Annotated in this window: 16 protein-coding genes; 1 reads left to right on the forward strand and 15 read right to left on the reverse strand. The window is 76.3% G+C overall.

Annotated elements, in window-relative coordinates; genetic code table 11:
- Nucleotides 1-58: 58 nt before the first annotated feature.
- From WDV85_RS12220 to WDV85_RS12260, 9 genes are all read right to left on the reverse strand, one after another.
- Nucleotides 59-2413, reverse strand: a complete 2355-nt coding sequence (locus tag WDV85_RS12220; protein WP_339570877.1) for a glycoside hydrolase family 9 protein — start codon at nt 2411-2413, stop codon at nt 59-61.
- A 413-nt stretch (nt 2414-2826) separates the two neighbouring features.
- Nucleotides 2827-3723 carry a carbohydrate ABC transporter permease gene (locus tag WDV85_RS12225; protein WP_339570878.1) on the reverse strand — a complete coding sequence of 299 codons (897 nt, stop codon included), beginning with the start codon at nt 3721-3723 and terminating at the stop codon, nt 2827-2829.
- Nucleotides 3720-4745, reverse strand: coding sequence for a carbohydrate ABC transporter permease (locus tag WDV85_RS12230; protein WP_339570879.1), 1026 nt, complete (start codon nt 4743-4745; stop codon nt 3720-3722). The genes WDV85_RS12225 and WDV85_RS12230 overlap by 4 nt, the downstream gene beginning before the upstream one ends.
- Nucleotides 4746-4892: 147 nt before the next feature.
- Nucleotides 4893-6218: an ABC transporter substrate-binding protein gene (locus tag WDV85_RS12235; protein ID WP_339570880.1), complete on the reverse strand. Its 1326-nt coding sequence runs from the start codon at nt 6216-6218 to the stop codon at nt 4893-4895.
- 319 nt (nt 6219-6537) lie between these two features.
- Nucleotides 6538-7605, reverse strand: a complete 1068-nt coding sequence (locus tag WDV85_RS12240) for a LacI family DNA-binding transcriptional regulator (protein WP_339570881.1) — start codon at nt 7603-7605, stop codon at nt 6538-6540.
- A 184-nt stretch (nt 7606-7789) separates the two neighbouring features.
- Complete coding sequence (locus WDV85_RS12245) at nt 7790-8467, reverse strand: DUF3618 domain-containing protein (protein WP_339570882.1); 678 nt, start codon at nt 8465-8467, stop codon at nt 7790-7792.
- Entirely contained in the window at nt 8464-8919 is a 456-nt protein-coding gene (locus WDV85_RS12250; protein WP_339570883.1) for a phage holin family protein, read from the reverse strand. The genes WDV85_RS12245 and WDV85_RS12250 overlap by 4 nt, the downstream gene beginning before the upstream one ends.
- Nucleotides 8916-9719, reverse strand: coding sequence for a hypothetical protein (locus tag WDV85_RS12255; protein WP_339570884.1), 804 nt, complete (start codon nt 9717-9719; stop codon nt 8916-8918). The genes WDV85_RS12250 and WDV85_RS12255 overlap by 4 nt, the downstream gene beginning before the upstream one ends.
- A 90-nt stretch (nt 9720-9809) precedes the next feature.
- On the reverse strand, nt 9810-12608 hold the full coding sequence (locus WDV85_RS12260; protein WP_339570885.1) for a putative bifunctional diguanylate cyclase/phosphodiesterase: 2799 nt from the start codon (nt 12606-12608) through the stop codon (nt 9810-9812).
- A gap of 115 nt (nt 12609-12723) precedes the next feature.
- On the opposite strand from WDV85_RS12260, the gene WDV85_RS12265 reads away from it, so the two are divergent.
- Nucleotides 12724-13308 (forward strand): hypothetical protein, encoded by a 585-nt coding sequence (locus tag WDV85_RS12265; protein WP_339570886.1) that lies wholly within the window; start codon nt 12724-12726, stop codon nt 13306-13308.
- Between the two features lie 24 nt (nt 13309-13332).
- Here WDV85_RS12265 and WDV85_RS12270 read toward each other — a convergent pair whose 3' ends face one another.
- The 6 genes from WDV85_RS12270 to WDV85_RS12295 form a co-directional block, all read right to left on the reverse strand.
- Nucleotides 13333-14550: a hypothetical protein gene (locus tag WDV85_RS12270; RefSeq protein ID WP_445263312.1), complete on the reverse strand. Its 1218-nt coding sequence runs from the start codon at nt 14548-14550 to the stop codon at nt 13333-13335.
- A 218-nt stretch (nt 14551-14768) separates the two neighbouring features.
- Nucleotides 14769-15770: an alpha/beta hydrolase gene (locus WDV85_RS12275; RefSeq protein WP_339570888.1), complete on the reverse strand. Its 1002-nt coding sequence runs from the start codon at nt 15768-15770 to the stop codon at nt 14769-14771.
- Nucleotides 15767-17599, reverse strand: a complete 1833-nt coding sequence (locus WDV85_RS12280; RefSeq protein ID WP_339570889.1) for an ABC transporter ATP-binding protein — start codon at nt 17597-17599, stop codon at nt 15767-15769. The genes WDV85_RS12275 and WDV85_RS12280 overlap by 4 nt, the downstream gene beginning before the upstream one ends.
- Nucleotides 17596-18492 (reverse strand): ABC transporter permease, encoded by an 897-nt coding sequence (locus WDV85_RS12285; RefSeq protein ID WP_339570890.1) that lies wholly within the window; start codon nt 18490-18492, stop codon nt 17596-17598. Before WDV85_RS12285 ends, WDV85_RS12280 begins: the two co-directional genes overlap by 4 nt.
- A complete protein-coding gene (locus WDV85_RS12290) occupies nt 18489-19442 on the reverse strand; it encodes an ABC transporter permease (RefSeq protein ID WP_339570891.1) in 954 nt (317 codons plus the stop codon). Before WDV85_RS12290 ends, WDV85_RS12285 begins: the two co-directional genes overlap by 4 nt.
- Nucleotides 19442-20860 carry an ABC transporter substrate-binding protein gene (locus tag WDV85_RS12295; RefSeq protein WP_339570892.1) on the reverse strand — a complete coding sequence of 473 codons (1419 nt, stop codon included), beginning with the start codon at nt 20858-20860 and terminating at the stop codon, nt 19442-19444. The genes WDV85_RS12290 and WDV85_RS12295 overlap by 1 nt, the downstream gene beginning before the upstream one ends.
- Between the last annotated feature and the right edge of the window lie 16 nt (nt 20861-20876).

Below are 20876 nucleotides of genomic sequence, written 5' to 3' on the forward strand. Positions count from 1 at the left end.
GCCCCGGAGCGGGGCGGGGGCGTCGTCGGCCCTGGCCGTCGTGGGACGGCCGTCGGGGCTACCGGCCGTGCCGCCCGTGCGCCTGGACGCCCCGGTCGAGGTCGGCGGCGAAGGACGCCACCCACGACATCGGCGCGTTCCAGTTGATGGTGATCTCGTTGGTCGACCACGACCCGATGTCGTCGAGGTAGCACAGCTGGGCCGGGCAGGCCCCGAGCACCGGGGCGGCCACCGGGTCGCCGGAGGACGCCGCTGTCGAGTTCGGGCCCCCCGACAGCGTCCCCGCCGGCGGGTGCGGCAGCGACGGGTCCAGCTGGGCGGCGTACCACCGGCTGTGCTGGTTGCGGCTGTCCCGCTCGCCGTAGCCGGTGACGTAGCTGCGGTCGAGGGCGTTGCGGCCGAAGAGGTAGTCCAGGCCGCCGAGGAACGTGTCGGCGTAGCGCACGTCCCCGGTGAGGTCGTAGGCGGTGCCGACGACCTGCAGCGAGTTCGTGACGGCGCTGTTCGAGCCCCACGCGTACTCGCCGTCCTCGGGGGCGTAGGTCTGCCCGAAGGGCTGGCCCGCGGCGGCCTCGACGTAGCCGTCCGCTCCGGCCACCACGCTGGCGCGCACGCGCTCGCGGTCGGGCAGGTCGCTCGGCACGGTGGCGAGGTCGAGCCGGCCCAGCGCCGCCACGTCGCCCCAGGAGAAGGCCCCGTCGCCGAAGACGTCGCCGGTGTGGTGCGGCGAGGCGAGGACGTCGGCCTCGTAGGCGTCGTCGCCGGTGGTGAGGAACAGCTCGGCGGCGGCCCAGTAGAACTCGTCGCTGACGTCGTCGTCGTCGTACGGCCCGCTGCCCGGGTTCGGGTCGACGGCCGGGTCCGGCGCGGGGGCGTAGAGGTCGGGCTCGGCCTGCGCCGCGGCGTAGGCGGTGCGGGCCGCGGCCAGCAGCTCGTCGGCGAAGGCCGCGTCGTAGGGGCGCCACAGCCGGGCGCCCTGGGCCGCCGCCGCCGCGAGGTTCAGCGACGCCGCGGTGGACGGGCGGTAGAGGTGGCGCGGCTGCGGGTCGTCCGCGGGCAGGAGCGGCAGGCCGGTCCAGTCCGCGTCGGCGACCTTGTGGTACGCCATCCCAGCGTACTGCTCGCCGGCGGGCACCTGCATGCGGAGCATCCACTCGAGCTCCCAGCGGACCTCGTCGAGCAGGTCCGGGACCCCGTTGCCCGCCTCCGGGATGCGCAGGGCGCCGTCGCCGAGGACGCCGCGGTCCGCGGTGCGCGCGCTGCCGCGGCGCTCCTGCTCCTGGAGGAGCTGGGCGACGGCGATGCCGCCGTTGACGACGTACTTGCCGTGGTCGCCCGCGTCGTACCAGCCGCCGGTGACGTCGTGCGTCCCCGCGCAGGTCCAGGGCTCCTCGCCCTGGTCGACGTAGAGCTGCTGGGCGTCGTCCTCGAGCGGCAGGCACGGCACCGCGGCGTCGCCCTGGTTCGGCGCGACGCCGACGTGCCCGGCCTCGCGGCCGTACCCGGGCACGAGCTCGTCGGAGATGGCGATGCCGCTCCGGTTGGTGTGGAAGAAGGTCTTCGCGTCGGTGCGCAGCGGCTCGTAGAGGTCGGCGGCGATGGCGAAGGGCTGGCTCGTGGCGCCGTCGGCGACGAGCGTGAAGCCCTCGCCGGAGACGGGCACGCGGCTGAAGTCGATGGTGTGGACGTTCGCCCCCGCCGTCGGGTCGACGCCGCGCGGGGTGCTCTCGCCGCGCGACAGCCGCCGCCCGTCGGCGCGCCGCAGCTCCCAGCGCACCGGCTCGGTGGACTCCGTGACGAGCGTCGCCGCCTTCGGCCCGCGGGGCAGGTAGCCGAGGTGGTTGACCTTGAGGCGCGAGCCCGTGTCGGGCACGTACGCCTCGGGCTCCGCGCCGCCCGTGAGGCTGACGTCGTCGACGCACAGGCGGTAGGCCTCGGCGTTGCTGATGTCCTGCTGGATCGCCAGCTCCGCCGCGGCGTAGTCCTGCTCCGGCGTGAAGGTCGCCGAGAACGCCGTCGGCTCGGGGGTCAGCGCCAGCTTCCGCGCCGGGAGGAACGGCAGGTAGTTGAGGTCCGCCCCGGCCTGCACGACGACGCGGACGTTCGCCGCCGTGGCCGGCTCGGTGAGCGCCTCGAAGGTGAGGCGGTAGGTCTCCCCGGCCTCCATCGGCACCTGCTGGGTGATCGCGGCGCTGTAGGGCCCGCTGCCGGCCGGGACGTCGACGCAGCCGCGGCCGTCGACGACCGACGGCGAGGGGTAGGCCGTCCAGCCGACGAGGCCGTCGTCGAACGAGCCGTTGACGACCTGCTCGGCGCCCGGGGCGTCCGGGTCGTCGGCCGACGCCGGGACCGCCGCCCCGACGAGCCCCGTCGCGGCGAGGGCGGCGACGGCGAGGGTCGCGGTCGACCGCACCCTCGTCGGACGGGCGGAGCGGGGCTCGGGAGAGCGCGGCTCGGGGGAGCGGGGCTCGGGGGAGCGCCGGGACGGGAGGGGACGCGTCATCGGGACCTCTCGGGGTCGTCGGTGGTCGGCGGGTGACCGGGGAGCAGGAGCCGCGGGTGAGGGCGGGTGCCGGCCGCGGGGCTGCGCCGGGGCGGGACTCTCGCGCTGCCGATGGTCGACGTCGACCAACAGTGGGAGCGCTTCCACGTACGCCGTCACAGTGCGGCACACCGGGCGGAGGTGTCAAGGCAGCCGCATCGGACGGAGCGGGTCGGGAGGTGGCGGACCGTCCGGAAGCGGACGCACGGACGGCCCGGCGCGAGGCGCCGGGCCGTCCGTGGTGCGGGTGCGCCCTCGGTCGGGCGCGGGGGTCGAGGTGGCTGTCAGCCCTTGATGGCGCCGGCGGTGATGCCGCCGACGATCTGCCGGCCGAAGATCGCCGTGACGACGAGCAGGGGCACGGTCGCGAGCACGGTCCCGGCGAGGATCACCGAGATGTCGGGCGTGTAGCCGGCGCCGATCCCGGCCACGGCCACCTGGATGGTCGGGCTCTGCCGCACGACGATGAACGGCCACAGGAAGTCGTTCCACGCCGCCATGAAGGACAGGATCCCCAGCACGGCCATGCCCGGGCGGGCGAGCGGGAAGACGATCGAGAAGACCGTCCGGTTCAGCGAAGCGCCGTCGACGCGCGCCGCCTCGACCAGCTCGTCGGGCAGCGCCTGGGAGATGAACTGGCGCATGAAGAAGACGCCGAAGGCGGTGACGGCGCTCGGGAGGATGACCGACATGAGGTTGTTGACGAGGCCGAGCCGGGTCATCACCACGTAGAGCGGGATGATGCTCAGCGTCGGGGGGATCGTCAGGGTCGCCACCGTGATGCCGAAGAGGGCGTTGCGGCCGCGGAACCGGGCCTTCGCGAAGGCGAAGCCCGCCAGGGTGCAGAAGAACACGGTGGTGGCCGTGACCGCGAGGGAGACGACGAGCGAGCGGCCGAGCGCCGCGACGAGGTCGGCCTGCTCGAGCGCGAGCCGCATGTTGTCGAAGATCGCCGGCCCCGGGAGCAGGGGCGGGGTGCCGTCGTAGAGGTCGGACGGCGTGTGGGAGGCGGCGACGAGGGAGTAGTAGAAGGGGAAGAGGAAGAGCAGCGCCGTGATGGTGAGGATGACGTAGGCCAGCGGGCCGGCGCTGTCGTCCGCGCGGCGACGGCTGCGGCGGGGCTCCGCCGGACCCTCGACGGGTGCGGCGAGGCGGACGTCGGCGTCGGGGCTCGAGGTCATCGGGAGGCCTTCCGGGTCGAGGCGCTGCGACGGCGGATGAGGGGCTGGCCCTTGTCGCGGGTGCGCAGCTGGGCGAGGCCGGCGTTGAGCAGGACCAGCAGGATGACGATGATCAGCGTGACGCAGGCGATGGCGGCGGCCCGGCCGAGGCGGCCGATCTCGAAGCCGATGTTGTACATGTACAGCGTCAGCACCTGGTACTGGCCGAGCGCTCCGCCCTCCGCGCCGTTGCCGAAGAGGAACGGCTCGGTGAAGAGCTGGGTCGCGCCGATCGTGGAGAGCACGATGGTGAAGAGGATGGTGGGCCGCAGGCCGGGGATCGTCACGTGGAGGAACTGGCGGAAGCGGCCCGCGCCGTCGATGGCGGCCGCCTCGTAGAGGTCCTTGGGGATCGACTGCATGCCCGCCAGGTAGATGAGGGCGTTGTAGCCGGTCCAGTGCCAGGTGACGATGGTGGCGATGGCGATCTGGGCGGTCCAGTTGCCGTTCGTCCAGTTGATGGGGTCGATGCCGAGCATCCCGAGGACGACGTTCATCAGGCCGCCGGGGGTGTTCGCGAAGATCGACGCGAAGACGAGCGTGGCGGCCACCAGCGAGGTGGCGTAGGGCACGATCATGGAGACGCGGAAGAAGGCCCGCACCTTCATGTTGTAGTTCAGCAGGTGCGCCAGGCCGAGCGCCATGAGCAGCTGCGGCACGGTGGAGATGAGGCCGATCGTCAGCGTCTTCCACAGGCTGTTGTAGAAGGACGGGCTGCCGAAGAGCCAGCTGTAGTTCTCCCAGCCGACGAACTGCGGGTCGCCGCCGCCGAGGCGGTACTCCTGGAAGCTGATCCACACCGTGTAGACGAGGGGGAAGAGGCCGAAGGCGCCGAAGAGCAGGAAGAACGGCGCGATGTAGACGTAGGGCGCCCGGCGGTAGGCGCGACCCTCGCGGCGCGAGCGCCGGTCCGGGGTCGGTGTCCTCCTCGCCGGCGAGCTGCCCGTCCCCGCGTCCTGCGCGGTCGTCGTGGGTGCCGCCATGTCAGCTCTCCTCCTCGTCCGACGCGTCCGCGCCGGGGGTCACCGGGTGGGGGTCCCGCGGGGCGGGACGGCCGCGGCGGCGGGGGCCGCCGCGGCAGACGGGTGGCCCCCCGCTGGTGAGCGGGGGGCCACCCGTGCGCCCGGTCGTCAGCCGACCGTGTCGTTGATGGTGCGGACGGCCATCTGCCACGCCTCGTCGGGCGCCACGCCGTTGGCCTCGACGGCGGTCAGCGCGTCACCGATGGCCTGGTCGATGGCGCCGTCGTCGACGCCCAGCGGCTGGTTGGGGGCGGCCTGCGCCGACGTGGAGAAGATCTCGCCGATGGGCGCGCCGTTGAAGTACTCGTCGGTGACGTCTGTGGTCTGCTCCTGGGCGACCGTGTTGGACGGGTAGGCGAGCCCCTGGCGGAACTCGTCGGCCTCGGCCTCGGCGCTCGTCAGGTAGGCGGCGAGCTCCACGGCGGCCTCGCGGTTCGGGCTGTCCTCCGGGACGGCGAGGAACGAGCCGCCCCAGTTGCCGCCGAGCTCCTGGGGGAGGGGCAGGACGTTCCAGTTCCCGGCGTTCTGGTCGCCGGCCTGCTGCTTGATGTAGCCGAGCATCCACGCCGGGCAGGCGATGGTGGCGAAGTCACCGGTGTTCATGGCGGTGTTCCACGCGGGGTCGAACTGGGACAGCCCGGCCGTGAGGCCCTTCTCGGCCGCACCGGCCGCGCGGTCGAAGGCGGGCTTGACCGTGTCGTTGGTCTCCCAGGTCGGCTCGCCCTCCTCGTCGTAGTTGCGGACGGGCTCGACCGAGGTCAGCACGCGGTAGTAGCCGCCGACCGAGTCCATCCAGGCCTGGCCGCCGGTGGCCTCGGCGTACTGCTCGCCGACGGACTCGTAGGAGTCCCAGTCGGTGATCTGCTGCGCGAGCTCGGTGGGGTCGGAGGGGAGCCCCGCCTCCTCGAGCTTGTCGCTGCGGTAGCAGATGGCCATGGGGCCCGAGTCGGTCGGCAGGCCGAGCACGGCGCCGTCCTGCGTCGTCATGGCGCCGACGGCGGCGTCGGTCTCCTCCTCGAGCTGGTCGGCGACCGGGGTCTGGAGCATGTCGACCCAGACGTCCTGCTGCTGGCTCGCCACGAGAGCGGCGCGGCTGATCTCGAGGGGCTGGATGTCCGCCAGGCCCGAGCCGGAGTTGATCTTCGTCGCGAGCGCCGTCCAGTAGTCGCTCTCCTGCTGGACCTCGGAGTACTCGATGGTGACGTTGGGGTGGTCCTCCATGTACTGGTCGAGGAGGCCGGCCTTCTCGTAGTTGGCGAAGATGCCGCCGAAGGAGTCGACGGTGATCGTCACGTCCTGGTTCGGGTCCGCGGTGCCGACGGGCTCGCTGTCCGAGGAGGAGGAGCCCCCGCACGCGCTGAGGCCGAGCGAGGCGACGCCGAGCGCCGCCACGGCGAGCACGGCCTTCCGGGAGCGGGTTCGAGCAGAGAACACGGAGTACTCCTCACGGACCTCCCCTCGGGAGGTCGATCGTCGTTGACCGAGCGGGTGGAGCTGGTGGAGCGGGGTGCGGGGCTGGGTCCCCGCGCCCGGCGGACGGCCGACCCACGGCTCTGCGGGTCGTCGGCGCCGGAGCTTCGTCCGGGTGGGACTGCGGTGCAACCAGCCGTGGGAGCGCTTCCACGGCCGCTTGTGCAACGTTGTCGAAACTGTCGCACCGATGTCAACCCCTCGGTGGGGGAAGCGCTGGGAAGCAGGTACCGATCCGGTCTCGCTCACCCGGACGGGCACCCGCGGGCGTCCCGGGGGAGGCTCAGGAGGAGGCGCGCACGACGAGCCTCGGGCGCAGCACCGAGCCGCCCCGGCCCTCGTCGACGCCGCCGACCGCCAGCGCGACCGCGAGGGTGGCGCTCTCCCGGCCGAGCTCCTCGAGCGGCTGGCGGACCGTCGTCAGGGCGGGCTCGACGGCCGACGCGAGGGGGATGTCGTCGTAGCCGACGACGGCGACGTCGTCCGGCACGCCGATCCCCCGCTCGCGCAGCAGGCCGAGGGCCCCGACGGCCATGAGGTCGTTCTGCGCCACCACGGCGTCGAGCCCCGGGACGCGCTCGAGCAGCGCAGCCGCTCCCCGCCGGCCGCCCTCGGTCGTGTAGTCGCCCTCGACGACGGCCACCGACGGCTCGCCGACGGGGGCCGGCCCGCCCGGTGCTCCGACCGCGCCGCCCGCGGCGGCCACCGCGCGGCGCACGCCCTCGAGGCGGTCCTCGGCGCTCGGCATGTCGAGCGGTCCTGTGACGACGCCGAGCCGCCGGCGCCCCCGCGCCAGGACGTGCTCGGCGGCGGCGAGGCCGCCCGCGACGTTGTCGGTGTCGGCGCGCGGTACGTCGTCGGTGACGCCGGCGGGCGGGCGCCCGACGAGGACCACGGGCACGCCGCGCTCGCGCAGCTGCGCCGGAGCGGTCTCTCCCGCGTGCACCGACAGGAAGATGGCGGCGTCCACGTGACCGCCCGCGGCGAAGCGCACGAGCCGCTCCCGGTCGTCGTCGGACGCGACGACGGCGAAGACGAGCTGGCGCCGGCTGGCGGCGACGACCCGGTGGGCGCCCTTGAGGACGCTGGCGAAGAAGGGGTCGGAGAAGAAGCGCTCCTCGCGCTCGCACACGACGAAGGCGACGGCGTCGCTGCGGCGGGTGACGAGCGCGCGGGCCGCCGCGTTGGGGACGTAGGACAGGGACGCCGCCGCGGCGAGGACCCGCTCCCGCGCGTCGTCGCTGACCCGGGGCGAGCCGGTGAGGACCCGGCTGGCCGTGGCGCGCGAGACGCCCGCGGTCCGGGCGACCGAGTCCAGGGTCGCGGTCGTGCGGCCGTCCTCGACGCTCACGCGGCACCGTCCTCCGTCAGCGGCTGCACCGGGCGAGTATGGGGCCGGAGGGCGGGCCCGGGCGACGGGCCGGACGTCGTGGCCCGACCGGCTGACGGGGGCGACGACGGCCCGGTGCGTCGCACCGGGCCGTCGTCGGAGGGGGGCGCCGTCCGGAGGAGGGCGGAGAGGCCCCGCGGGCGTCTCAGCCCTGGTCGCGGACCTGCTGGGCGCGGTCCTGGGCCTGGCCCTTGACGTCCTGGGCGCGGTCCTGGGCCTGGCCCTTGACGTCCTGGGCGCGGTCCTGGGCCTGGCCCTTGACGTCCTGGGCGCGGTCCTGCGCCTCGCCCCTGACCTCCTGCGCACCGCCCTGGGCCGACTCCTTGACCGACTGCGCGGCCTCCTGCGCGGGCTCCTTGAGCTCCTGCGCCGCGTCCTGCGCCTGGCCCTTGAGGTCGTCGACGAGCGGCTGCGCCTTCTGCTTGGCGCGCTCGGCGGCGTCCTGCTCCGTGCGGCTCGTGGGGATGAGGCCCGCCACGAGGAGGCCGGCGCCGAAGGCCACGAGGCCGGCGGCGAAGGGGTTGCCCCGGGTGCGGTCGGCGGCCTGGTGCGGCGCCGAGCCCACCGCCTCCTTGGCGCTGCCCGCCGCCGACCCGGCGCCGTCACGGCCCGAGTGCGCCGCCGAGTGCGCCTGGTCGCGGGCGTCGTGGGCCTTCCCCATGACCCGCTCCTTGAGGTCGTTGGCGCGGCCCCTGGCCCGGTCCACCTGGCGGTGGGCCTGGGTCGAGGGGCTGGCCTCGTGGCCGAGCTCGTCGACGTCGGCGCTCAGCGACGCCCGCGTGCGCTCGATGTCGGCGCGGATCTCTTCCGGGCTCTGGCTCATCGGTTGGCCTCCTCGTGCCCCTTGACGGCGTTCGGGATCTTCTGGAGGGACTGCTGCGTCTGCGGCAGGCCCTTGGTCTTCTGGAGCTGGCCCCGACCGACGACGGCCAGCACCGCGGCGACCACGGCCCACACGGCCGCCACCACGAGCGCGGACCAGCCGTAGCCGGTGGCGTTCCCGAGGCCCCACCAGAGGGCGATCGAGAGGAACAGCAGCACGAAGTGCCCGGCGACGCCGGCGCCGCCGAGCATCCCGGCGCCCTTGCCCGCGTGGGCGGCGGACTCCTTGGCCTCCGCCTTCGCCAGGGCGATCTCCTGGCGGACGAGCGTGGACACGTCGGTCGTCACCGCGCTCATCAGCTCGCCCAGCGACCGGTGGTCCTCGGAGCCGGCGGCGCGGCGCTCGTCGAGGTGCTCGTCGACCGGGTGGGAGCCCTCCGCGCGGGCGCTCACAGCGCCGTCCCGCGGGGGCCGCCCGGCTCCTCGAGGGGCGCGCCGGCGGTGCCGGCGCCCTCGGCGGGCAGCCGGGTGCCGCGCGGCTCCACCGCGGCGGTGCCGTAGGTCGCGCCGGCGGTCGAGGGCCCACCGGTCGAGGCGGTGCCCGACGAGGAGCCCGCCCCGGAGTCGGACCCGGAGTCCTTCAGGCCCCGGCCCAGGCGGCCGGCGAGGACGCCGGCGCCCGCGGCGAGGGCGAGGAAGGTGCCCGGGCGGCGCGCGGCGAAGCGGCGGACGTCGTCGAGGAGCTGCGCGGGCTCGCGGTCCCCCAGCCAGCGGGCCGCGTCGTCGACCCGGTCGGCCGCCTGGCGCGCCAGGTCGGTGACCGGCCCCTGCTGGTCGCTGCCCTCGACCATGCCGCGCAGCTCGCCGGTGACGGCCGAGAGCCCCTGGGCGGCTCGGCGCTGCTGCTCGCCGGCGTGCTGGGTCAGCTGCTCGCGGCCCTCGGCGTAGAGGTGGCGGGCCTGCGTCCTCGCCTCGTCGGCCGTCTCGCCGGCCTTCTCCTTCGCCGTGCCGGCGACCTCCTGGCCGGCCTGCTTCGCGGAGCCGGCCACCTCCTGGCCGGCGCCCTTCGCGGAGCCGGCCACCTCCTGGCCGGCGCCCTTGGCGGAGCCGGCGACCTGCTGCCCGGCTCCGCGGGCCGCGTCGGCGCGGCTGGTGCTGCTGCCGTCGCCGGTCGTCGCCAGCGGCTCGGCGGTCGTGCGGTCGAACGGGTCGTCGGCGCGGTGCGCGGGCGACCCACCGGTGCTCTGGCTCATGGGAGCTCCTTCGGTGCGTCCGGCTCGCACGGCGCAGCCCGGGCGCACCCGCGCACCGCGCCGAGGGCGGCGGTGGGGGTCGAGGAGGGCTCACGCCGGACGGGTCCGGGGCGACCAGTGGTCGGCCGTGACGGAGCGCGCTGCTGCACCCCTCGGTGGCACGACCGTGCCGCACGTGGCCCCGGCGCGCACGTCGGACGAGCGGCGCTGCGCCCCGACGCCGGGGACGGCGCCCTCCACCGCGACCGGCCCCCGCACGAGCGCACCACCCGCGTCGACCTCGGGCGCCTCGTCCCCGGGGGCGCAGGGCCGGTGGAGCAGGTAGCCCTGGACGGCGTCGCACGAGGCCGCCCTCAGGGCGTCGAGCTGGGCCGGCGTCTCCACGCCCTCGGCCACCACCGCGAGGGAGAAGGTGCGGGCGGCCCCGACGACGAGGCGCACGAGCTCCGCCGAGGCCGGGTCGTCGGCGGCCGCGAGGCTCCGGTCGACCTTGAGGACGTCGGCCGGCAGCCGGCGGAGCTGGGCGATCGACGTGAAGCCCGTCCCGAAGTCGTCGATGGCGACGCGCACCCCGAGGGCCCGCAGCGCGGTGAGGCGCTCGTGCGCGAGGGCGTGGTCGACGAGCACCGTCTCGGTGATCTCGACGACCAGGCGGTGCGGCTCCAGTCCCGACCCGTCCAGGGCGTCCCGCACGTCCTGCAGGAGGTGGTGGCTGACGAGGTGCCGTCCCGAGACGTTGACGGCGACGGTGCGCCGCGCGGCGGCGCCGCCGCCCGCCGACCAGCGCGCCAGCTGCCGGGTCGCCTCGAGGAGCACGTACCGCCCGAGGTCGCACACGAGCGACGAGCGCTCGGCCGCGGGCACGAACTCCGACGGCGGGACGAGGCCGTGCCCGGGCCGCTGCCACCGCACGAGCGCCTCGTACCCCGTCACCCCGTCGGTGGTCCCGTCGGGGTCGAGCCCCACGACGGCCTGGTAGTGCAGCACGAGCTCCCGTCCGCGCAGTGCGCGCGCGAGCGCCTCCTCGAGGTCGCGGGCGCCCGTGAGCCGCCGCCGCAGCTCGTCGTCGTAGAAGCCGACGCGTCCCCGCCCGCCCGGTGCGGCGGACCCCCCGACGGCGCCGCGGCCCTCCTGCTTGGCCTGGTAGGCGGCGGCGTCGGCCTCGGCGAGCAGCTCCTCGCGCCCCGCCGTCCCACCGGCCGTGCGGGCCACGCCCACGCTGGCGCCCACGGCGACCTCGGCGCCGGCGAACCCCACCGGGGCGGACACGGCCCCGACGAGGGCCTCGGCCAGCCCCAGCAGCTGCGCGTCGCCCGCGTCCTCGACGACGACGAGGAACTCGTCACCGCCCAGGCGGCAGACGGTGCCGCCGGCGGGCACCCGCTCGCGCATGCGCACCGCCACCGCCCGCAGGACCGCGTCCCCGGCGGCGTGGCCCGCCGTGTCGTTGACCTGCTTGAAGCGGTCGAGGTCGACGAAGAGCAGGCCCACGACCCCGCCGTCGCACCGGCTGCGCGCGAGCGCGCGGTCGAGCAGCTCCATCGCCCGGGCCCGGTTGGGCAGCTCGGTGAGGGAGTCGTGGGTGGCCCGGTGGGTGAGGTCCTCGCGCAGCCGGTCGCGGTCGACCATGGCCTGCACGAGCTCGGTGACGGACGCGTGCACGACGGCGCCGAGGGGCCCGGGCAGCGGCGCGGCCAGCACGGGGCTCCCCAGCTCGCCCGCGACCACGGCCCGCGCCTGCTCCTGCAGCCGGCGCAGCGAGGCGACGGTGGCGGCGAGCCCCTCGGCGACCGTCCGCACCTCGCGCGGGCCGGTGACGTCCACGGCCAGCAGCTCCCCGCGACCGACCTGCTGCGCCGCCGCGGCGAGGGCCTGGAGGGGGCGGCCCAGCGCGACGCTCGTGCGCAGGACCGCCGCGCCGGTGAGGAGGCACAGCAGGAGGGCGCCGGCGCCCAGGGCCACCACGTCGCGGTGGGCGGAGGACGTCTCCGCGCGGGTGAGCTCCCCCGCGCGGGCGCTCGTCGTCGCCGCCAGCGCCGTGAGCCCCGCCGACCGGTCGTCCAGGCCCTCCACGAGGGCGCGCAGGCGGGAGGCGAGCCGCGGGCCCGGCGTCCCGCCGGCCGCCCGGGCGGCGGCGACGGCGTCGGCCCGCAGCCCCGTGGTCGCCGCGAGCAGTCCCGCGCTGCGGTCCCGGACCGCGCGGGAGGGTGACGCGCCGAGCGCCTCGAGCGGCGCGGCGGAGGCCCAGGCGCCGGGCCCGGCGCGACCCGTCGCGGCGCCGTCCGCGGTCACGAGGTCGTCGAGGACCGCGAGGGCCTCGCCCGACCCGAGCGCCACGGCCTCGGTGGCGGTGCGCAGCTCGAGCAGCGCACCCGCCACGTCGGCCCCGACCCCGCCCGCGAGGGCGTCGTCGACGGCGAGCCGCTCCGCCGTGGCGAGCTGGGACGTGAGCGAGTCGAAGCCGGGCGCCACCGCCGACCACGTCCCGGTGACGTCGACGGCGGTGCGCAGCGGCACGAGGTCGGCCGCGACGCCCGCGGCCGCGCGCCCCGCGGCCGAGGTGGCGTCCACGTCGGCCAGGGCGGTGTCCGTGCGCCGGCGGGCGCCGACCAGGTCCTCCTCCGGCAGGGCTGACGCGAGGGCGACGACGACGTCCGGGCCGAGGCGCTGCCGCTGCGCGGCGTCGTCGAGGCGGGTGCGCTCGGAGGTCAGGAACACCTCGCGGGCGAGGGCGCTGCGGGCGGCGGACACCTCGCCGGTCACGACGACGGCGCCGAGGGCCTGGCGGCTCGTCCGCTCCGTGCGCACCTCGGCGACGAGGAGCGCCGCGGTCGCCGCGACCACCCCGAGGAGGGGGACGAGCGCGAGCACGACGAGGAGCGTGCTCACCCGCGCGCCGTCGCGACCCCCGCCCACGCCCCTCGGATCGACCGGCCGGGCGGCCCGCGGCACCTCCCCGCCGTCGGGCCACCCGGACGGCCGAGCGGTGCGTACCGTCACCCGCGTGGACGACGACGAGCCGATGACGATGCCCTCGACCGCGGCGGGCGCCCTCGCCGAGGAGCTGGGCCGCTGCGGGCGCGACCTCGACAGCCTCGACCTCGCGACCGTCGCCGAGGCCCTCGGCCGGGTGCGCCGGGCGTCGGACGCCCTCCGCGAGGCCCTGCACGACCGGGGCTGGGGCACCGGCCTCGACGAGTGGGCGGCCTTCGACGAGCTGACGGGCGACGACGTCGCCGACGTCGACGACCTGCTCGAGGACGACGTGGAGGAGGACGACGAGCCGCTCGAGGGCGCCCGCTACAGCTGGCAGGCCCGCTACGACTTCGTCGTCACCGACCCCGAGGCGCTGCTGGCGCGGGCGCGCGCCCGCTCGCTCGAGGTGGACCCCGACGTGGACCCCGACGAGGCGCTGGCCGAGCACGGCGGCCCCCTCGGCCTGCTGCTCCTGCTCGACGGCCCCCAGTTCCGCGACTACGACGAGCACGGCGCCGTCATGGCCTACGGCACCGACACCTTCGCCGAGGTGGACCGCACGCTCGACGAGATCGCGCGCGACGCGGGCGAGCAGACCTACCCGCTCGCGTGAGCGGGCTCCACCGCCCGGGGGCGGCTACCGCGCGCGGGAGATGCCGGCGCTGTCGCGCCGGTCGCCGTCCCAGTCGCCGGTGAAGGGGTCGTCCGTGGCCCAGCCGTAGGCCGCGCTGGTGTCCGCGGGGCCGCCCGAGGTGCTGTCGCGGAGGTACCACGTGCCGCCGACGCGGACCCCGGGCGTGTCCCGGCCGTCGCCGTCCCAGTCGCCGGCGAGCTTGTCGCCGCGGGACGGGCCGTAGGCGAAGGTCCGGCTCGCGGCGCCGCCGCCGTGCCGGTCGGTGAGGTACCAGCGCTGGCCGGACACCACGCCCGGGGTGTCGACGCCGTCGCCGTCCCAGTCCCCGACGACCTTCGCCGACCCGGGGAAGCCGTAGGAGTAGGTGAGGTCCGCGGGGCCGCCCCCGAGGCGGTCGCGCAGGTACCACGCGCGGCCCGACACGATCCCGATGCTGTCGCGCCCGTCGCCGTCCCAGTCCCCGACCACCAGCTCGCTGTCCGCCCAGCCGTAGCGGAAGGTGACGACGTCCGTCCCCCGGGCGTCCCGGGCGATGTAGATGCGGTTCCCCTGGCGCTGGCCGGGGGTGTCGACGCCGTCGCCGTCCCAGTCCCCCGCGAAGTGCTCGTCGGCGCCCGTGCCGAAGGGGAAGGGGCTGTCGGTGCGCTGCTCCCGGTTGTCGTCGCTGAGGAAGCGCTGGGCCCGGTCCGGGGTCGCCCGCACCGCGGGGGTGGCGACCTCGGCCAGGAGCCGCTCGGCCGTCCCCTGCGCCTGGTCGTAGCGGCTGGGGTAGGCCGATCGCTGCACCCCCTGGGCCAGCTGGCCGGCCGTCGAGCCCGCGTACCGGGGCTCGACGCGCTGGGCCTCGCGGAAGAAGGCGCGCGCCGCGTAGGTGACGTCGAGGATCTGCTCCGGGGTGCCCCAGCCCTGCGAGGGACGCTGCTGGAAGACGCCGAGCGAGTCGCGGTCGCCGCACGCCAGGTCGTTCATGTGGGACTCGACCCACCCGGCCTCGAAGCCCGCGAGCATCACCTTGGCGGACACGCCCATCTCCGTGCCGACGCGGTGGACGGTGCGCGTGACCTGGAGGTCCCGCGTGGCGGGGACCGTGCAGGCCGCCGACAGCTCCGCGAGGGCCTGGTCGGGGCGCAGCGGGGGCGCCGAGGCCCCCGCCGCAGCCCGGGCGGCGGTCGGAGGGGCCGACGGGCTCGTGGCGGCCGTGGCCGGCGGGGCGGTCAGCACCGCCGTGGCGAGGACGCCGGCGGCGATGGCGGCACGTCTCACGGGGCTCCTCCGAGGTCCGGGGCCGGGCTGGGTCGGGTGCGGTGCGCGCGGATCGTCTCAGACGCGTCACGCGCGACGGCTGCCCGGTGACGACGTGGTCACGACGGGCGCCCCCGGCCCGCCCACGGGCTCCACGGCGCGGTGGGGGACGCCGGTGCGCCGTCCCCGGGCCGGCGTCAGCCGGCGCGGCGCAGGGCTCCTGCGACGAGGTCGACGGCGGCGCGGGCGGTCGGCTGCGTGGCCGGTCGCCGCCAGAAGCCGTGCACGACCCCGCCGAGGCGGGCGGACGTGACGGGCACCCCCGCGGCCGCCATCCGGGCGGCGTGCTCCTCCCCGCCGGCGCGCAGCGGGTCCAGCTCGGCGGTGAGGACCACGGCGGGCGGCAGGTCGGCGAAGGACGCGGCCGCCAGGGGCACGACCTCCTCGAGCCCGCGCTGCGACGGGTCAGGGACGTGGGCCGCCTGGTACCAGTCGCGCGCCTCGGGGCTCAGTCCCAGCCCGCGCTCGAGCTCCGGCGACGCGGGCGCCGGGCCGCTCCCCGGGTAGACGAGCACCTGCAGCGCGACGCGCGGCACGGGCCGGCCGGCCCGCTCGCGCCGCCGGGCGCGCAGGCAGGCGCCGGCGACGAGCGTGGCGCCGCCGCTGTCCCCGAGCAGCGCCAGCGGCGCTGCCGGGACCCCGACCCCGGCCCCGACCCCGACGCCGACCCTGTCCGCGCCGCCGACCCCGCCGGCGGCCACGGCCGCGAGCACGGCCTCGAGGTCCTCGAGCGCCGCCGGGAAGGGGTGCTCGGGCGCGAGGCGGTAGTCCACCGCCACCACGGCCCAGCCGGACGCGACGGCGACCTCCCGGCAGACGGCGTCGTGGCTCTCGAGGTCGCCCTCGACGAAGCCGCCGCCGTGCGCGTGGACGACGGTGCCCGCGGGGGCGCCCTCCCCACCGGGCAGGTAGACCCGGCACGGCACGCCCGCGACGGCGAGGTCGCGGGTCCGGCAGCGTGCGCCCGCGGCCGTCGGGGGCGGTGCGCCCGCCGTCACCTCGCGGCGGGAGCGGGCCAGGTCGAAGGCCGGGTCCCCGGGCAGGGGCGCCGCGCCGAGCTCGGCGAGCAGCTCCCGCGACTCCGGGTGCAGGCGCTCGTCGACCTCGCGCGGCAGCCCGCCGCCGGGAGCCGGGCTCACGCGAGCGCCCCGGCGAGGTCGAGCCGGGGGGTGTCGGCCATGAGCGTGCGGGTGTACTCGTGCTGCGGGTCGGTGAAGACCGTGTCCACCGGGCCGTGCTCGACGAGCCGGCCCCGGGACAGGACGGCGACGGACTGGGCGACGTCGCGCACCAGCGCCGTGTCGTGCGTGACGAAGAGCATGGTGAGGCCGAGGTCGCGCTGGAGGTGGGCCAGCAGGTCGGTGATGGCGGCCTGCACCGAGACGTCGAGCGCCGAGGTGATCTCGTCGCAGACGAGCACGTCGGGCTCGACGGCCAGCGCCCGGGCGATGGCGACGCGCTGGCGCTCGCCGCCGCTGAGCTGGCCGGGGAGCCGGTCGGCGTGCTCCGGCCGCAGCGAGACCCGCATGAGCACGTCGCGCACGCGCTCCGCCTCGTCGGGGCGGCGTCCCAGCAGTTGGCGCACGGGGGCCGTGACGATCTCGCGCACCGTCCGGCGGGGGTTGAGCGACTCGTACGGGTCCTGGAAGACGTACTGGACCCGTCGGCGCTGCTCGGACGTGCGCCGCCGGACACCCGCGGCCAGGGGCTCGCCGTCCAGCTCGACCGCCCCCCGCAGGCGCCGGTGGAGCCCGGCGACGCTGCGCGACAGGGTCGTCTTGCCGCTGCCGGACTCCCCGAGCAGGGCGAGGCACTCCCCGCGGCGGACCTCCAGGTCGACGCCCCGCAGCACGGGGGCGCTGCGGTCGTACCAGGCCACGAGGTCGCGCACGGCGACGACGGGGCGGGCGGCGTGGGCGACGCGCAGGCGCGCCCCGTCGTCGCGGCGCCGGGGCTCCAGGCGGTGCTCGCCGGGGCGCAGGCACCGCGACCACTGGCCGGGGCGGTTCTCCACCGCGGCGGGGGGCGCGTCGGAGCAGGCGTCCACGGCGACGGGGCAGCGCGGCGCGTACGCGCACCCCCGCGGCCGCTGCAGCGGCGAGGGGGCGACGCCGGGGACGGCGAGGGCGGCCCGCTCCCCGGCGGGGTCGGGCGCCGAGCCGAGCAGGCCGACGGTGTAGGGGTGCTGGGGCGCCGCCAGCAGCTCCGCCGTCGGCGCCACCTCGACGAGCCGGCCGGAGTACATGACCGCCACCCGGTCGGCGATGTCGGCGACCACGGCGATGTCGTGGCTGATGTAGACGGCGGCGACGCCGTGCTCGGCGCACAGGCCGCGGACCGTGGAGAGCACGTGCTTCTGCGTCGTCACGTCGAGGCCCGTGGTCGGCTCGTCGAGGACGATGAGGGACGGCCTGGCGGCGAAGGCCATGGCGAGCGCCACGCGCTGCTGCTGCCCGCCCGAGAGCTGGTGGGGGTAGCGGCGCCGGAAGGCCCCGTCGTCGGGCAGGGCCACCTCGCGCAGCACCTCCCGGACGCGCTCGGACGAGCCGCCCGGCAGGCACTCGCGCAGCTGGGTGCCGATCCGCAGGGCCGGGTTGAGGGACGCGGCGGGGGACTGGGGCACGTAGGCCACCGACCGGCCGCGGGCGCGGCGCAGCCCGGCGTCGTCCAGGGCGGTGAGGTCCTCCCCGCCCACGCTGACCGTGCCGGCGACGAGCTCGGTGCTGCGCTTGAGGTAGCGCAGCAGGGCGAGGGCCAGGGTGCTCTTGCCGGAGCCGGACTCGCCGACGACGCCGAGGACCTCGCCGCGGCGCATGCGCAGCTCGACCTCGTCGATGATCGCGGCGTGCGAGGGCGTGCCGTCCACGCGCAGGCCGGTGACCTCCACGGCCGCGGCCGCGGCCTCCGCCGCGGACGGCGTCGGGGGGGTGGGCGTCGGGCCGGTGGTCGTCGGGGGGACGGCGCTCATGACTGCACTCCCTGGTCGAGCCCGGCGGAGGCGCGGGCCAGCCCGTCGGTGATGAGGTTGGTGCCGATGGTCAGCACGGCGATGGCGGCGACCGGCAGGACGACCGACCACGGCTGCACGGTGAGGGCGATGCGGTTCTGGTTGATCATCAGGCCCCAGTCCGCCGCGGGCGGCTGCAGGCCCAGGCCCAGGAAGCTGAGGCCGGCGAGGATCCCGATGGAGTAGGTGAGGCGCAGGCCGAGCTCGACCATGAGCGTCCCCGTCACGTTGGGCAGGACCTCGCGGCGCAGGATCGTCCGCACCGGCGTCCCGGCGGACTCGGAGGCCTCGACGAAGTCGCGGCCCACGACGGACAGGGCGGCGCCCCGCACCACGCGGGCGACGCGCGGGGCGTGCCCGACGGCGACGAGCAGCACGAGGAGCCACTTCTGCGGCCCGAGCGCGGCGAGGAAGAGCAGGGCGATGACGACCTGCGGGAAGGCGAGCAGCACGTCGCTGCTGCGCATGAGGACCTCGTCGAGGACCCCTCGGCGGTAGCCGGCGAGCAGGCCGACCGCGGCGCCGACGCCGACGCCGAGCACGGTGGCGGCGGCGGCGAGGGCGAGGAGCCACCGGCCGCCGTGGAGGAAGCGGGTGAGGACGTCACGGCCCAGGTCGTCCGTGCCCAGCAGCGTCCCGGCGACGTCCGCCGTGTACGGGGCGCCGACGAACTCGGTCGGGGAGAAGGGCGCGAGGTAGGGGCCGACGAAGGCGACGAGCAGGACGAGGAGCACGAGGGCCCACCCGATCCGGCTGCGCCGCAGGGGCCAGGCGCGGCCCAGGAGGGAGCCCCGCAGCGCGGCCGGCGCGAGGGCGCGGCGCGGTGCGGGTCGGGCGTGGGGGGTGGCGGTCATGACGAGGCGGTCCTCACCTTCGGGTTGGTGACGATGCCGATGACGTCGGCCAGGATGTTGACGACGACGTAGAGCGCGGCGACGAGCAGCGCCAGGGCCTGGACGACGAGGACGTCGCGGTTGCCCACCGCGTCGACGAGCGCGAAGCCGACGCCCGGGAAGCGGAAGAGGAACTCCACGAGGACGACGCCGCCGGCGAGCCAGGCCAGCTGCAGCGCGACGACCTGGGCCACCGGGCCGACGGCGTTGGGGAACGCGTGCCGCCACAGGACGGTCCGCCGGGGCAGGCCCTTGAGCTGCGCCTGCTGGACGTAGTCGCTCTCGAGGACCTCGACCATCGTCGCCCGCATCATCCGGGTGATGTACGGGCTGACCGCGAGCACGAGCGTGAGCACCGGCAGGACGAGCTGCGCCGGGTCGACCCAGATGGGCCCGGGCTCCGTGGCCACGAAGACGGCCGGCAGCACGTGCAGCAGGCCGGTCGACAGCAGCAGGACGAGCAGCACCCCGACGACGAACTCGGGCATGGACGCCAGCACGAGCGTGCCCGTGGAGGTGACGTGGTCGACGGCGGAGTCGCGGCGCAGCGCGCTCCACGTGCCGAGCGCCACGGCCAGCGGGGTGGCGATGACCGCGGACGCGCCCATGAGGACGAGGGAGTTGGCGATCCGCGGCTGCAGGAGCTCGGCGATGGGCTGGCCCGTCGCGAAGGAGTCGCCGAGGTCGAAGGTGAGGACCCCGCCCAGCCACTCGAGGTACTGGGTGAGCGCGGGCTGGCCGAGGCCGAGCTGCTCGCGCACGGCGGCCAGCCGCTCGGGCGTGGCCTGCCGGCCGAGCACGGCCTGGGCCGCGTCCCCGGGCAGGGCCTTGGTCGCGAGGAAGACGATCACCGAGACCGCCCAGAGGATGAGCAGCCCCACGAGGAGCCGTCGCAGGAGGAGCCGCGCCATCAGGCACCACCCCCCGCGCCGTCCTGCTCGTCGTCCTGCTGGCCGACCCCGCCCGCGTCCCCGAAGGACACGGCGCGGAAGCGGTAGCCCGACAGCGGGATGCCGCTGAGGTCCTCCTCGAGGCCGGACAGGCGCACGTTGTAGGCGTCGACCTGGTCGTTGAAGCCCCAGACGATGTACCCGCCGCGCTCGTGCTCGACCTCCTGCGCCGCGCGGACGAGCTCGGCGCGCTCGGCGTCCTCCGTCGTCGCGCGCGCCCGGCGGACGAGCTCGACGAACTCCGGGTCCGCCCAGTGGGTCTCGTTGTACGGCGCGTCCGGCAGGCTCCCCGCGCTGGCCTGCGGGAGGAAGTTGCGCGTGAACCAGAAGTCCTGCGCGAAGGGCCACTGCAGGTACTGCTCGCCGTAGAAGACGCCGGTGTCGACCTGCCGCACGTCGACCGTGATGCCGGCGTCGGCGGCCTGGGCGGCGAAGACCTGCGCGGCCTCGACGAGGCCGGCGGCGACGGGGGAGGTGACGAGCTCGACCCGCAGGTCCTCCTGGCCGGCCTCGGCCAGCAGCGCCCGGGCCCGCTCGACGTCGCGCTCGCGCTGGGGGATCCCCGAGGCGTAGGCGGGGTCGAAGGGCGCGTACAGGTCGTTGGCGACGCGTCCGTTCCCGGAGAGCACCTGGTCGACCATCTGCTGGCGGTCGACCACGAGGCGCAGCGCCTGGCGCACGCGGACGTCGTCGAAGGGCGCGACGTCCACGCGCATGGTGAAGGGCAGCCAGGCGCCGGTGCGGCTCTGGAGCACCGCGAGGGCCGGGTCGGCCCCGACGACCTCGGTGAGGGGGGACGGGAGCTGGTCGATGGCGTCCACCTGATCGCCCAGCAGGGCGTTGACCCGGGCGGTGTCGTCGGGGAAGTCGATGACCTCGAGCTCGCCGAGGTACGGCTGGCCCTCGCGCCAGTAGCCGGGGTGCCGCTCGAAGACGCTGCGCTGGCCCGCCTGGAAGGAGACGAGGCGGAAGGGGCCCGAGCCGACGGGCGCCTCGGGGTCGTAGTCCGCCGGCACGACGCCGTTCCCGTACTGCGCGAGCTGGTCGCGCAGCGAGGCGTCGGGGGTGGCGAGGTCGAGCCGCACGGTGCGGGCGTCGAGGACGCGCATGCCGCCCCCGGCGAGGGCCGACAGGCCGCTGGCGCCGCCCTTGGGGTCGTCCGGGTCGGTGATGCGCGCGAGCGTCGCGACGACGTCGTCGGCCGTGATGGGGCGGCCGTCGTGGAAGGTGGTGCCCTCGCGGAGGCGGACGGTCCAGCGCGTGGCGTCCTCCGAGGGCTCCACGGACTCGGCGAGCGCGGGCTGGATCCGGTAGTCGCTGTCGAAGGCCAGCAGCGTGTCGTAGAGGTTGATGACGCGGGCCTGGTCGGGGTGCGTCACCGGGGAGTGCGCGTCC

This window comes from Pseudokineococcus sp. 5B2Z-1 (assembly GCF_037482305.1).
Lineage (GTDB): Bacteria > Actinomycetota > Actinomycetes > Actinomycetales > Quadrisphaeraceae > Pseudokineococcus.

Excerpts from the sequence above, each read along its gene's own strand:
- WDV85_RS12280 (WP_339570889.1), bottom strand. The coding sequence starts at position 17,599 with ATGAGCGCCGTCCCCCCGACGACCACCGGCCCGACGCCCACCCCCCCG.
- WDV85_RS12255 (WP_339570884.1), bottom strand. The coding sequence starts at position 9,719 with ATGAGCCAGAGCACCGGTGGGTCGCCCGCGCACCGCGCCGACGACCCG.
- WDV85_RS12285 (WP_339570890.1), bottom strand. The coding sequence starts at position 18,492 with ATGACCGCCACCCCCCACGCCCGACCCGCACCGCGCCGCGCCCTCGCG.
- WDV85_RS12290 (WP_339570891.1), bottom strand. The coding sequence starts at position 19,442 with ATGGCGCGGCTCCTCCTGCGACGGCTCCTCGTGGGGCTGCTCATCCTC.
- WDV85_RS12230 (WP_339570879.1), bottom strand. The coding sequence starts at position 4,745 with ATGGCGGCACCCACGACGACCGCGCAGGACGCGGGGACGGGCAGCTCG.
- WDV85_RS12225 (WP_339570878.1), bottom strand. The coding sequence starts at position 3,723 with ATGACCTCGAGCCCCGACGCCGACGTCCGCCTCGCCGCACCCGTCGAG.
- WDV85_RS12245 (WP_339570882.1), bottom strand. The coding sequence starts at position 8,467 with ATGAGCCAGAGCCCGGAAGAGATCCGCGCCGACATCGAGCGCACGCGG.